Source organism: Spirosoma aureum, from assembly GCF_011604685.1.
Taxonomy (GTDB): Bacteria; Bacteroidota; Bacteroidia; order Cytophagales; family Spirosomataceae; genus Spirosoma; species Spirosoma aureum.
Genome location: NZ_CP050063.1, coordinates 755,051 through 768,307, shown reverse-complemented (window position 1 = coordinate 768,307; position 13,257 = coordinate 755,051). Strand labels below are relative to the sequence as shown.

The following is a 13,257-nucleotide window of genomic DNA, read 5'->3' as shown; positions in this document are numbered from 1 at the left end:
TGCATAGCAAAGCCTGTTTAATCTAGAGCAGTTCAATGGTTGTACTATGCTATTTCCTTGTTTTCCGACAATTTCAAACGGCTTTATAAGGTTTACAATGCGTTGATATTTCTAGCGTAAATATTGTTTGCCGGGTTATTATCGTAGGTTTTCGAGGCATCATCTGCCACGTTCACCGTTATGTTAGCTGTACCGTTCGAGTTAGCTACGGTTCGAGTGATAGTAAACCCAATGATCGAATTTCCTGGGCTGGCAGCAATAAATTGCCCAGGCTTGATCGTCAGTGTGAGTTGCAAACCATTATTAGAAGTAACCGCCCAATTCGTATTATTAACAGCAATGGTACTTCCTCCGGACACATCAATGGATGTTAGGCTGCTGTTAAAGGCCAGGGTATAGCCAAACGGGGCAGTAATCGTAAAGACAATATTTCCGCTGGATGTCGGCTGCCCTGCTACTTCATATATACCCATCGTAAAGTTTTTCACTAGATCGGCTCCAGATGTCGTAAAGTTATTGGAGGGTAAGTTAATGATTGGCGTTAAATCGGGAAGCAACACGTTGCCCGTGACTGTAACATTATTATTGTTTAAGGTAATTGCTCCAGCCGTTGACAGGCCGCGTCCTTCGAGTGAAGCCTGTGTAGCCAGGACAATGGCACCCGTGGCCAGTATTGTACCCTTGAATGTAGAACCCGTTCCGAGCGTGGCCGCTCCATTTATTTGAAAAAATACATTATTGGCAGTAGCACCATTCGTCAGTAGAATGGTTGAGTTCGTGGCAGTCGTTAAAGCACTATTTAGCTTAATAATGAATATCCCGGGCCCACTTAAGGTTAAGGTACCATTTAGCGTAGTAGGATCAGCCAGGTTCTGACAGGAAATGCCTGCGGTGAGTGTCAGGCTACTTAATTCTGCGGGTATCGTAGTGCCGCAAACGGCAGGGGTCAACGAGTTGTAGGCAGCCACCACATCGATTGCCGCCTGTGCTGCTTCCGGACTGGTTGGCAGACGTATGTTCCCAATAACTGTTCCGGGACTTGGAAATCCACTGAAGGCACCAACATTGGTGCCAATGTCACCGGTTACCAATGAAGCGCCGGAATTGGTAAAGGCTCCGTTTGCGGTAAATAAGGCAAAGGTTGCGGCTGTTCCCAAGTTGGGTGCCTGCCCGAAACTTGCCGATACAGTTGATAACAGAGTTACACTTAGACAAGTAAGTAATAGGTTTTTAATCATTATTGCGGATTTATAAATTATTGCTCTACTAGTCAGCAAAGTAGAGGAATAAAGCCGCGCAAAGAGTTACACAATTAAATAATATAGTTGCTAAATTCACACATATTGTACAAAATCATACACTATTAAACTGAGCCTCAGGCTTTGGTATATACTATCGGACCGCTGGATGCTTAAATTTACAGAGAAGGGTTCTTCAAATCCTGCACCAAGCTATGGTGTGTGTATTTTGCGGAGAACTGGGCAACAGAACCTTATCAAAGATCCTCGAGGGGAGTCCTTTTTTTTTGTTTAAGCTGCTTAAAGAAACTAGGCGTCAGGCCGGTGACCTTTTTGAATTGATTGGATAAGTGGGCTGCGCTACTATAGTTCAGTTTATAGGCTATTTGGCTCAGATTGAGTTCATCGTATAACAGTAATTCTTTGATGCGTTCAACCTTGTGGGCAATAATGAAATGCTCAATGGTGATGCCGGTTGATTCGGAAAAAAAGTTAGCCAGGTACGTATAGTCGTAATTGAGTTGTTTACTGATATAATCCGAGTTTTTCGTCTTGGGCAGATGATCGGTATGGTGCACCATGTGGACGATGACTTTTTTTATTTTTTCAATCAAGATTGCTTTTTTATTATCCATTAACTCGAGTCCTGATTTCACTAAAGCAAGCTTCAACTCATCCCGCTGTGCCTCTGTAATATCCATCTTAACCTCTACCTCCCCTAAGCCTACTACCCCATGAGGTAGCCCGAGTTGACCCAAAATTTCTTCCACAACCAGTTTGCATCGCCGACTGACCATATATTTGATGTAGATGTTCATGCTTATCCCTTTTTTTACGCAGATTGGCAATGTATTCGTCTAATGCTTGATAGGAGTTCGTAGAGGGATAAAACAGAGGACATTATATAGTAATACCATTTAACAGGGTATTTGTCTTTTCAAAAGAGGGTAACTTTATTAAGCGTAGGAGTTGGAGCGTACTTTGTTTAATAGACTAAGTAAATTATGCCTCGGACAAGGACTGATCCGTAATAAAGTTGCCCGAGTAGCGGCTTGCTGATCCTTTCCAGATGGAGCTCAGATGCCAGCTATACCAATTGGCAATACCCCTCGACTGATTATTCGATAAGCTGTAGGTTGGCCGGGTCATCAGGTAAGCATTGGGGCTGCTCTCACTTGTCCTGGTTCCATCAGGATTACCCTTTGCCCTGTTGCCGTCTCGGGTGGGCGCAGTATTCTGAGGAACGGGTACGGATGGTTATTTACACTCATATAGTGAGAGAGCTAAGCAAACTAATAGCCATAAGCGAATCGTGCGTCTCATAAATAGCTCAACTTATTTTTTCGCATTCCGTACACTGTCGCTAAACAAAAAGTCGCAATCAACTGACTAAACAGCTAATTGCGACTTTAATGTGTGCCGAAGGCGAGACTCGAACTCGCATGTCCGTAAAGACACACGCCCCTGAAACGTGCGTGTCTACCAATTTCACCACTTCGGCAGAACGTTTCCCCTTATTTGGGAATGCAAAGATACGGCGTTTCAACCCGACTGCGCAAGATTTTTGCTATATTTTTTTCACTCTACCGGTTAAAGTTCATCCGCTCTCCCGCCCGATCCGTCAAGAATTCGCCCGCAGCATACACGAGTTCACCAGAGACGATCGTATGCGTTATGCTGGCACCAAACGTATGACCCTCCAACGGCGACCAGCCACAATGGTACAGAATATTTTGCTTCGAAACCGTCGTTGGTCGATTTGGATCGACAAGGACTAGATCAGCCCAATAACCCTCACGTATGTAGCCACGGCGATCGATTTGAAAACAGTCGGCAGGAGCGTGGCACATTTTACGCACAACTGTTTCTATCGATAATTTACCCTGATCGACAAAATCAAGCATCAACAGAAGCGGGTGCTGTACCAGCGGTAAACCCGATGGCGCCTGCCAATAGGGTTGCTGTTTTTCGGCCCAGGTGTGCGGAGCATGATCAGTGGCAATAATATCCAATCGGTCATCTAACAAAGCGGCCAATAGTGCCTCTTTGTGATGAGGAGCTTTTATGGCCGGGTTGCACTTGATTTGATTGCCCAGGCGTTCATAATCGTCAGCGTCGAACCAAAGATGATGCACGCACACTTCAGCGGTAATGCGTTTTTCGGTCAATGGCCGGTCGTTGGCAAATAATTTTAGTTCGTCGGCCGTCGAAATGTGCAGAATGTGTAGCCGTGCGTTATGCCGTTTAGCCAGTTCAACAGCGAGTGACGACGATTTCAAACAGGCTTCTTCATTACGAATCAATGGATGAAGTTTTGCCGTAGCCGTATCGCCGTATTCCGTTCGGTAACGTTCCGTATTCGCACGGATGGTTGCCTCATCCTCGCAGTGGGTAGCAATAAGCATTGGGCTCTCCCGAAACAAACCGTCCAGAACCTGCTCATCATCCACAAGCATATTGCCCGTCGATGAACCCATGAAAACCTTTATACCGCAAACCGTTTTAGGATCGGTGCGCAAAACTTCGTCGAGGTTATTGTTCGACGCACCCATGAAAAACGAGTAGTTCGCCAGCGACGTTTGCGCTGCAATGGCATACTTATCAGCCAATAGTTCCTGAGTCAGCGCATTCGGAACGGTGTTAGGCATTTCCATAAAACTGGTAACACCGCCTGCTACACCCGCCCGCGACTCCGAATGAATAGTGGCCTTATGGGTTAGTCCAGGTTCGCGAAAGTGCACCTGATCATCGATGACACCGGGCAACAGGTACTGTCCGCTGGCATCAATTACCCGACTGATTCCTGCATCAGATAATCTCTGTCCGATCTGTGCGATGAGGCCATCTTCAATCCGGACGTCTGCTTCAACGATACGCCCTTCATTGACCAGCCGGGCATTTCGAATTAAGAGTTTACTCATAAAAGACGGGCAGCTTCTTTCGCAAAATACGTTAAAATTACACTGGCACCGGCCCGTTTAATCGACATGAGAGCCTCCATCATAGCCCGTTCGCCGTCGAGCCAGCCATTCTGGGCTGCGGCCTTAATCATAGCGTATTCGCCACTGACGTTGTAGGCTGCAATTGGCAAATGAAAATTATCGTTCAACAGTTTAATAATGTCCAGATAGGCCAGCGCGGGTTTTACCATCAGGAAATCAGCCCCTTCCGCAAAATCAAGCTGCGCTTCGATAAGGGCTTCGCGGCTATTGGCAGGGTTCATCTGATAGGTTTTTTTATCACCAAACTTCGGAGCCGAATCCAGCGCATCCCGAAAAGGGCCATAGAAAGCACTGGCGTATTTAGCTGAGTACGACATAATAGCTACCTCATGGAAACCGCCTTCATCAAGTACCTGACGCAAGTAGCCAACACGTCCATCCATCATGTCGGAAGGGCCAACAATATTGGCTCCGGCCTGTGCCTGGGCCAGGGCCATTTTGCCCAATACCTCAAGTGTTGGATCGTTCAGGATTTTACCGTTTTCAACAATACCATCATGTCCGTCTGAACTATAGGGGTCCATAGCCACATCGGTCATAACCATCACGTCAGGAAAGCGATCTTTAATGGCACGAATTGCCCGAAGGTAGAGCCCATCCGGATTATAGCTTTCGGTAGCATATTTATCCTTTTTGGACTCGGGCAGATTGGGAAACAGATCAAATGTTTTAATGCCTAAATCAACGCACTCCTGTATTTCGTCAAGCAACAGATCGAGCGATAAACGATGTATGCCTGGCATAGAAGCCACTTCGGAACGAACATGTTGCCCTTCCATAATAAAAACAGGCAGAATAAAATCGGTGACAGACAGGCGTGTTTCCTGGACCATGTCACGAATGGCAGCGGATTGACGGCTCCGACGCGGACGACGTATTAAATTCATGGTATTCTGGTTTCGATATCCGAATGTAGGTTCCCGGCATCTGGTTGTCGACCGATCGTTGTTTGCTCGAACACCGTAAACCGTATAGCCTAAAACCGAATACCGTTAAGCAATCAGTTTAAACCCTTCGCCGTGTACATTAACGAGCTGAACACTTGTATCATCTTTGAGATACTTACGGAGCTTCGTCACATACACGTCCATGCTGCGGGCGTTGAAGTAAGAATCATCGCCCCAGACCATTTTCAACGCAAAGCTACGGCTGACGGGCTGATTCAGGTTCTGTGCCAGCAATTTTAATAACTCAGATTCCTTGCTGGTTAGTTTCTGCGGTTGTAATTCATTTTCGCTCTCCGCTGACCGACTCAATAACTGATGTGGATAATCAAACGAAAACGATCCGATTTTATATGTCGTCGGCTCGGTAGCGTCAGTCAAACGCTGGTATCGGCGAAGAATAGCCTGTATTCGGAGTAACAGCTCCTCCATACTGAACGGCTTTGTCACATAGTCGTCGGCCCCGACCTTAAACCCCTGAATGGTATCTTCCTGCATCGATTTGGCCGTCAGGAAAATAATGGGCACTTCGCGTTGAGCCATCCGCACTTCCTTTGCGAGTGTGAAACCGTCTTTCTTGGGCATCATCACATCGAAAATACATAAATCATAGGCACCAGCCATGAATTTTTGCAGGCCCTGATTACCATCGGTAACACGGTCGGTAGGGTAACCTTTCATAATCAGGTATTCCTGCACCAGTTGGCCCAGATTCGGATCGTCTTCAACGAGAAGTATAGTCGGCATAGAGAATGTATGGCGTATGATCTATCAAGCAGGAATGCCACTATGTATAAAAAAGGCTTCCTGCCTGATAGATTATGCCTCTTGTTTATATGGTAAAATCACCTCAAACGAGCTTCCTTTGCCTAATTCACTCTCAACATGAATCTGGCCGTGGTGCTCATCAATCATTTTTTTTACGTAACTCAACCCAAGGCCAAAGCCCTTTACATCGTGACGGTTGCCGGTTGGAACCCGATAAAATTTTTCAAAAATCCGGCTTACCTGATCTTTCGTCATCCCTAACCCATGATCGGCGACCGTGATGCTTACGCCTTCCGGCAGGCTACGCGTAACGAGCGCAATGTGTGGGCTTTCGGGTGAGTATTTAAGGGCATTATCCAGCAGGTTATATAGAATGTTTGTTACGTGAACCTCATCGGCTTCAATGACTTCCCGATCGGCATCAAACTGCAAATCAAGCTCACCTTCGCGCTGCTCAATCTGCAAACTCATGTTGTTCAGTACTTTCTCGATTACATCATGCACATTGACTGAGGACAATTTCAGTTTTATTTCGCCCCGATCCAGCAAGGCCATTTGCAGTACTTTCTCGACGTGAGAACCTAGTCGCCGGGTTTCATCACGGATAATGCCCATGTAGCGCGAAAGTCGTTCATTTACGGACGAATCATCCGAACCCGCGCCCATTGTCACTTGCGGATGACGCACCTGTTCCTGCGCCATTTCAACGGCCAAGGAGATAGTCGAAATAGGCGTTTTAAACTCGTGGGTCATGTTATTGATGAAGTCATTTTTGATATCGGCCAGTTTTTTCTGTCGAACGATGGTGCTGATGGCGATATAAAAACAAGCCAGGATTACCAGAATCAGCACAGCGGATGCGCTGAATGTAAACCATAACTGACTCAGAATAAACTCTTTCTGCGTAGGGAAATAAATATAGACGTAGTTGCCCGTTTCGAGCATGTTGTTGGGAAACAAGGCCGCCTTATACCCCCCCTCTCTGAATTGCTGAGGATTCATGCCCAATGATGTGAACAGAAAAGCAGGCTGCGATTTTGTGCGAACCCCAAAGGCGAACGGAATGCTGATACCCCGTTCCTGTAATGACTGATGCAATAATGTATCGAGAGCCAGCCGATTAATCCGATCCTCAATAGGACGATCGGAGAGCAGCAGCCCTTTAAGCACATCTTTGATCATATTCGACTGCTCTCCGGCTTTGTGCGGAGTGAAACTGGCCGGGCGACTTACTGCTAGATCTGTTTGTGCAGAATCCTTTTGAGCGGCCTTCTGTAATTTTCGTTGCTGAGCGACCTGTCTGAGTCGATTTCTGACCGCTTTTATCCGGGCCAGCGAATCCTGTCTTCGGGCCGTTGCGACCTGCCCATTAATCTGATTCAGCTCGTTAACCAGTATCTGATCGACCCATTGGTTAAACTGCTGCTGTTGAGCCAATTGTGTTTGCCAGTCACCAACCGCCATCAATTCGTCCTGCTGCCGAAAAAACTCTTCCACAACAGCCATCTGCTCAGCAGAAAGCGGGTGCGCAACCGGGTGCAAAACATCCGACTGAACAACCACTGCACCAGCCGGTGCCATTCCATACGGTATCCGCTGGGGGTCGGGCTGAGGATTTACGGCCCTGTTGGGATTAGAAGCGACTTTGTTCTGAGTTAGAGCAGGCGTCTTTTTCGCAACAGCGACCTCTTTAACCGGCGTTTTTCCTTCTTTTTTGGCAATCGCCATCAGGCGATCCTGATGCTCGCGGGCCTGAATACGCTGCTTGGTCAGGTACCAGATCTCCTGCCGTTCGAGTGTTCGAACCACTTCCTGCAAAGCATCGGTAACCTTATAGTCGAACTGTTCTTTCTGCAAATGCAGCGCACTGCTAATCCAGTACCATTGCAGACCAACAAGGCCCAGCAATCCTACTGCCATCAGTGCAACAATCCATCGTATGCGTTGTGTCGACATTTTTTTCGGCCTTCATGCAACCTTTGGCCTTTTTTTTCATCTATGGGTAAACAAGCTGATCTGAATTGGCCCAAATCAAGTCAGTTTTGATCGGGTTATCCGTAAAAGTACGAACACCAGCAGGCAGTCATTGAGCCTTTAACAAACTTTAACAACCCGGCTCTCAATGGCTTTCAGCGCATTCCGTTATTCACTCATTAACGTGTATTATCATGAAAAAAACAGTAATTCTGCTACGACGGTTCGTTCCGGCCCTGTTCATTATTGGCAGTGTGAGTGGAATCGCTACCGCTCAGAAAGCTGGTTCGTCGACTAAGAACGATGAAGTTAATGTTCGGATTATCGAACGGAACGGCGATGAGGTCCGCGAAACTGAACGAACGTATCATGTTAATGGCCTGACTGACCCCGAACGTGACCGCCTGGTAATGAAACTGGTAGACTCCCTCAAAACCGCACGGAAAGATAAGGGTGGCAAACGCCAGATGACGATCATTGTCGAAGATAATGATGGCGATCGGATTGTGAAGCGGGAACGCATTACACCCCGTATAAAGCGTGCTCCGAACGACATCTATGTACAACGTGGTAAAATCCCTCGTTTACAGAATGATCAATGGGGCAAAGATGGCCAAACCTGGCGTTATGAGTTCCGTCGGGGTGCCGACTCCCTGGCTGACCGGCTCAATCGGTTCAAGATGCAAATACCACGCGATTGGGATCAGCAACTTGTTCGCCCTTTCGAAGACTGGTCGCGTAATTTTACGAGCAAACCATCGACGATTCGCGGTCTGGACGCTTATCCAAATAACCCCGATCGTGGTCAGTTGAACGTTCGTTTCACCGCTCCGGCCAAAGGCGATGTAAGCATCATTGTTACGAACCCAAAAGGCAAAGAAGTAGCCAGACGTGAGATCAAAGATTTTTCCGGCGAATTTGTTGGCCAGATTGATTTAGGCAAGAATACGCAAGGTGCTTATTTCATTACCGTGACTCAAAATGAAGACGGCGCGGTAAAACGAATCGTTATCGATAATAACTAAGTAAGGCATAGAGCTTAGGACTTTCGCCGTGGAGCATAACACTGAGCGAAAGTCCTAAGGCAAATAAGTAACCGATAAGCTAGAATCTACCTAATAATCGATCTATTTTCTTCTAGTATCGAAAATATTTTTGAAAAATTTAGTACTATGTATTGCAAGATACCAAATAAAGCCCATATCTTTGTGTTGTCAATAAAAAACAACAAATCAATGAAGACCTTACTGATTGTCGGAACGTTACTGGTAGGAATGAGCGGACAGGCTATGAGCATGGGCCATCCGCACAATATTTTTGCTGCCCGGAAACAGATGCGAGCCAAAGCATCGGCCCTGGTGCACAAGCCGAAAGTATCGTCAACCACGTCGTGCTGGCAGCCGCTGGCCAACATCAACAAAGCTGAACTCAGTAAGCGTTTGCTGACCGCTTTGGCAAGTGTACGCCCTTCGCGTTCATACTAGTTTACTCGTACACTTTTTCTCCACGGTTCAGCCAGACACCCCACAGTCGTGAATAGGCATGAACACGCTGAGTGGGTTTTCCCTGATTATCGACAACCGGGTTACCCTGATTAACCCATTCGAACAGGCTACCGTATAGGTTATGCACATGCTGATAACCGGCCGCCACTAATTTCTCTCCTACTCGTTCGCTCCGGTAGCCAACTGAACAGTACACTACCACAGGTGTTGCTTTAGTAATAGCCTGAACCCGCTTCAAGTCAAAGTCATCATAGCCGACCCAACGTGCGTTTGGTAAGTGGCTCACATCAAATTCGGCTTTACTCCGGGTATCTAATAAAACCGCTTCGGGCATTTTTTTCAGTTCTGTCACATTGATTAAGGGAACTGTTTTTTTATACATCGCTTCGAGCATCGTCTTATACGCTTTACTGGTAGTCTGCGCCGAACCCGTCAGGGATGTCGTTAAGACCGCGCACAAGAAAATCCACACTTGTTTCATTGTCATTCCGCTGCAACTGGTCTACTTTTTGTTTTAGCTTACTAAGGAAGTATTGATTATCAACGAATTCTTTACTTTTTACGATGTGAAGATAATCATTCCTATTTTTTAATTTTGTATTAATCCTAGTCCGGAAACAATTAGCCTATATTATTTCGTTAAAAAGTTAGATAATTCAAACATGGGCTATTGATTTAGATGGGCTTTGGCTACTTTTATGTTTTGGCACTAAACCACCGATAGCTGACTGTACCTTTTTTACCCAATTGAGTACCCATGCGGAACAATATTGTACGACCGATCCTGCTCGTCGGTCTGCTGTCCGTCAGTTTATTGACTGCGTTTGGCTTAACGAAGCCAGGACGTAATTTATGGACTCGGCTTACACCGTCGTCACATTCTCATAAGGCGAAACCCAAACGGGTGGTCGCGCCGGTTTTGCGTGTGTATCCTCATGCCCGGCCTGTTGAGGTGTTTACAATGTCGGATAGTGGGCAGCATTGGGTCGATAGCGTATTCCAGACGCTAACTGCCGAACAAAAAATCGGGCAGTTTTTTATGGTGGCTACCTTCTCGAACCGCCATGATAATCACTACCAGTACATCGAACACCTCATTCAGACGAATCATATTGGCGGCTTGATTTTCTTTCAGGGCGGACCTTATCGGCAGGCTGTTCTGACAAATCGCTATCAGGCCCTATCAAAAGTCCCACTCCTTATCGGAATTGATGGCGAATGGGGACTTGGCATGCGGTTAGACAGCGCCATGGATTTCCCGAAGCAGATGGCGCTCGGAGCGATTCGAAACAATGAATTGATTTACCGCATGGGAGCCGAAATTGGCCGACAGTGCCAGCGGCTAGGTATTCATATCAACTTCGCTCCGGTATCCGATATTAACAGCAATCCGGCAAACCCGGTTATTGGTGTTCGTTCGTTTGGGGAGTCGAAAGAAAATGTGGCCTTAAAGGCATCAGCCTATATGCGTGGTTTACAACAAACCCACGTTATTGCCACAGCCAAGCACTTTCCCGGCCACGGCGACACGAATGCCGATTCACACCACACGCTCCCAACCGTTAGCCGCTCATCGGAGCAGATGCGCGAGATTGACTTATATCCGTTCCGGAAACTAATTGCGGATAGCCTGATGGGCGTTGTAACGGGCCATTTGCACGTGCCGGTAATGGACAACACACCTGCTCTGGCCGCTACATTATCGGAAAAAATCGTTACAGAATTACTGAAGAAAGAACTCGGTTTCCGGGGGTTGGTTTTTACGGATGCGCTGAATATGGGCGGTATTAGTCGATCGCCCAAGGCGATGGACGTTAATTTACGGGCCTTAATGGCCGGGAATGACATTCTGCTCTATCCGGAAAACGTTCGCGAGGCTACACAGAATATCCTGAATGCCGTTCAGCAGGGCATTATTTCGCAGGAATTTCTGGATGAAAAGGTTAAGAAAATTCTCCGGGCCAAGTTCTGGGCAGGATTGAGCAAATACAAGCCGATCAATCTGGCCGGTTTATCAGCCGAGTTGAATTCGCCCGAGGCCCAGTTGCTGAAACAGGAGCTCTGCGAACAATCGGTTACAGTAGCCACAAATCGCGATAATCTGCTGCCGATCGGACGATTAGATACCGTGAGACTGGCATCGATTGCGATTGGTGCCGATGTTGATAACCCGTTTCAGAAAACACTAAATCAGTATGCTCCTTTCCAGACACTGGTTTATCCGAATAAGCTTGTTACAGAAACGGAACTGAATGACGCACTGGCTCAGGTCAGTACGGCGAATACGGTTGTTGTAAGTTTCCATAAAATGAGTGAGTCGGCTTATCGGAAATTTGGTATTACCAAAATGTCGCTCGATTTAGTAACCCGCCTGAAACAACGCGGTGCTAAAGTAATCGTTACGGTCTTTGGCTCTCCGTATAGCCTTACTCAGTTTGCCGACGCCGACGGGTTAGTCTGTGCCTATCAGGAAATGGAGGAAATGCAGCGCGTTGTACCACAGATTTTATTTGGCGGCCTGGGTTCGCGCGGCATGTTACCCATCTCGACTGGCGATCTGAAAGTGGGGCTTGGCGAAACCGTAAATCCCGAAGGTCGATTATCTGCCGGTTCGCCAGAGAGCGTTGGCATGAAAACAGCAACACTGGCAAAGATTGACGCTATTGCCCAAAACGCCGTTCGTAACCATGTCGTGCCAGGCTGTGAAATTCTGGTAGCCCGAAAAGGGAAAGTTGTGTACAGCAAGAACTTTGGCGCATTAACCTACAGTGCCGGTGCCGAAAAAGTTACGGACGAAACCTTATACGATCTGGCATCGCTAACCAAAGTGCTGGCTACTCTTCAAAGTGTAATGGTTCTTTACGACCGAAAACAAATTGATTTGAGCCAAAAGGCATCGTTCTACCTGCCCGAACTAAAAGGAACCAATAAACAGAACATTGTCATACAGGATTTGCTCTGGCACCAGTCAGGCATGGTATCCTATTACCCGACTACCTGGGACCGAACACGGACACCGGGAGGTGGCCTGAAAGCCGAGTATTACAGTGCAACACGTGATACGTTGCATACGCTCCAAATAGCCCCAACTCTCTGGGCTACACCTGCCCTGAAAGATTCAGTCTGGAAATGGGTGATTCAGTCGCCCATGTCTCGCAAGGTAGATGAATCAGGAAAGCCTGCTTACGTATACAGTGATCTGAATTTTCTGACGCTACAAAAAATTGTGGAACGGGTTAGTAAACAACCCCTCGATGTGTTTGTGACGGAGAATGTTTATAAACCACTGGGACTGCATCAGCTTGGTTTTACTCCACTTCAACGGCTGAAAAATCCGCATTGTGCACCAACCGAACAGGATACCTACTATCGAAACCAGTTGTTGGTAGGTACGGTGCATGATCAGATGGCAGCTGTTCAGGGGGGTATTTCGGGACATGCCGGACTATTCGGGAACGCACATGATATTGCCACCCTGTTACAGATGAACCTGCAGAAGGGCATGTATGGCAATGAGCGCATTTTTCAACCGATGACGGTTCCTTACTTCACGCAAACGTTAAGCAATCGTAGCCATCGGGCATTAGGTTGGGATAAACCCAATGCAGAAAGTACGAGCAGCGTTTATCTGGCCGAACAAGCCTCTCCCCGATCATTTGGGCACACTGGTTTTACGGGCAATGTTGTTTGGGTAGATCCTGATGAAGAACTGATTTTCGTTTTTCTCTCAAATCGGATTTATCCTACTGCGGGCAATAATTCGATTAATACGACTAAGCTGCGCCGGCATATTCATGAATTGATTTACAGTGCAGTACAGTAACCT

General features: G+C 47.0%; 10 protein-coding genes and 1 tRNA gene. 3 read left to right on the top strand and 8 right to left on the bottom strand.

Annotation, left to right across the window (positions count from 1 at the left end; all coding sequences use genetic code 11):
• Positions 1-92: 92 nt before the first annotated feature.
• From G8759_RS03115 to G8759_RS03085, 7 genes are all read right to left on the bottom strand, one after another.
• Complete coding sequence (locus G8759_RS03115; RefSeq protein WP_167205121.1) at positions 93-1,238, bottom strand: ice-binding family protein; 1,146 nt, start codon at positions 1,236-1,238, stop codon at positions 93-95.
• Between the two features lie 257 nt (positions 1,239-1,495).
• The gene (locus tag G8759_RS03110; protein ID WP_167205119.1) at positions 1,496-2,056 is read right to left on the bottom strand and encodes a helix-turn-helix domain-containing protein; all 561 of its coding nucleotides are present in this window, start codon (positions 2,054-2,056) and stop codon (positions 1,496-1,498) included.
• A gap of 599 nt (positions 2,057-2,655) precedes the next feature.
• Positions 2,656-2,739, bottom strand: a tRNA-Leu gene (locus G8759_RS03105).
• 82 nt (positions 2,740-2,821) lie between these two features.
• A complete protein-coding gene (locus G8759_RS03100) occupies positions 2,822-4,159 on the bottom strand; it encodes a dihydroorotase (protein ID WP_167205116.1) in 1,338 nt (445 codons plus the stop codon).
• On the bottom strand, positions 4,156-5,127 hold the full coding sequence (hemB, locus tag G8759_RS03095) for a porphobilinogen synthase (protein WP_167205114.1): 972 nt from the start codon (positions 5,125-5,127) through the stop codon (positions 4,156-4,158). The genes G8759_RS03100 and hemB overlap by 4 nt, the downstream gene beginning before the upstream one ends.
• A gap of 105 nt (positions 5,128-5,232) precedes the next feature.
• Positions 5,233-5,931, bottom strand: a complete 699-nt coding sequence (locus G8759_RS03090) for a response regulator transcription factor (RefSeq protein ID WP_167205112.1) — start codon at positions 5,929-5,931, stop codon at positions 5,233-5,235.
• Between the two features lie 72 nt (positions 5,932-6,003).
• Positions 6,004-7,908 (bottom strand): sensor histidine kinase, encoded by a 1,905-nt coding sequence (locus G8759_RS03085; RefSeq protein WP_167205110.1) that lies wholly within the window; start codon positions 7,906-7,908, stop codon positions 6,004-6,006.
• A gap of 212 nt (positions 7,909-8,120) precedes the next feature.
• Here G8759_RS03085 and G8759_RS03080 point away from each other — a divergent pair, with 212 nt between their 5' ends.
• Complete coding sequence (locus G8759_RS03080) at positions 8,121-8,951, top strand: T9SS type A sorting domain-containing protein (protein ID WP_167205108.1); 831 nt, start codon at positions 8,121-8,123, stop codon at positions 8,949-8,951.
• 210 nt (positions 8,952-9,161) lie between these two features.
• Positions 9,162-9,410 carry a hypothetical protein gene (locus tag G8759_RS03075; protein WP_167205106.1) on the top strand — a complete coding sequence of 83 codons (249 nt, stop codon included), beginning with the start codon at positions 9,162-9,164 and terminating at the stop codon, positions 9,408-9,410.
• Between the two features lies 1 nt (position 9,411).
• On the opposite strand, the gene G8759_RS03070 is transcribed toward G8759_RS03075, so the two are convergent.
• Positions 9,412-9,912: a rhodanese-like domain-containing protein gene (locus G8759_RS03070; RefSeq protein ID WP_167218655.1), complete on the bottom strand. Its 501-nt coding sequence runs from the start codon at positions 9,910-9,912 to the stop codon at positions 9,412-9,414.
• 276 nt (positions 9,913-10,188) lie between these two features.
• Between G8759_RS03070 and G8759_RS03065 the strand changes: the two genes are divergently transcribed.
• Positions 10,189-13,254 carry a glycoside hydrolase family 3 N-terminal domain-containing protein gene (locus G8759_RS03065; RefSeq protein ID WP_167205104.1) on the top strand — a complete coding sequence of 1,022 codons (3,066 nt, stop codon included), beginning with the start codon at positions 10,189-10,191 and terminating at the stop codon, positions 13,252-13,254.
• Positions 13,255-13,257 lie beyond the last annotated feature (3 nt).